At 73.7% G+C, this 589-nt stretch carries 1 protein-coding gene; it reads right to left on the bottom strand.

All coding sequences use genetic code 11. The annotated features are described in order from the left end of the window. Nucleotides 1-402: 402 nt before the first annotated feature. Nucleotides 403-589: ComEA family DNA-binding protein (locus V7E46_RS33690; RefSeq protein ID WP_333771949.1), on the bottom strand; the 187-nt coding region annotated here is incomplete at its 5' end.

Genomic DNA, 589 nt, shown 5'->3' with positions numbered 1-589 from the left:
ACGCATCATCACCTGAGAACCCGACCGGGGCCTGCGGGGCGGCCCCGGTCGGGTTCTCAGGTGATGATGCGTCGGCGCTAGGCGCGCCGGTTCCCGCACCCGTGCCGGGCGCCTCCCCCAGTGGGGACACTTCCCGTGCGTCGGCGCTGGGCGCGCCGGTCCCCGCACCCCTGCCGGGGCGCATCCGCCGTCGGGACACTCGCGGTGCACTTGGGTTGCTCGCGCAGTTCCCCGCGCCCCTGCCGGGCGCCTCCCCCAGTGGGGACGATTCCGGCGCGTCGGCGCTAGGCGCGCCGGTCCCCGCACCCGTGCCGGGGCGCATCCGCCGTCGGGATACCTCCTGGGCGATGGAGTTGGGGGCGGGGACCTTCGTGGACGTGGCCGGGGGCAGGTCGTTGGGGGTCATGGGTGGACCAGGGGTTTGAGGGTGGTGAATTTACGGTCGCCGATGCCGGGGACTTGGCGGAGTTGCTGGAGGCTGGTGAAGGCGCCGTGCTGGGTGCGGAAGTCGAGGATGTGTTGGGCCAGGACCGGCCCGACGCCGGGGAGGGCGTCGAGTTGGGGGGCCGTGGCCGAGTTGAGGCTGAGG

Origin of the sequence: Streptomyces sp. IBSBF 2435, from assembly GCF_036815005.1 — a bacterium.
Taxonomy (GTDB): domain Bacteria; phylum Actinomycetota; class Actinomycetes; order Streptomycetales; family Streptomycetaceae; genus Actinacidiphila.
The sequence above is the reverse complement of the archived record's forward strand: the minus strand, read 5'-3'. Positions and strand labels throughout refer to the sequence as shown.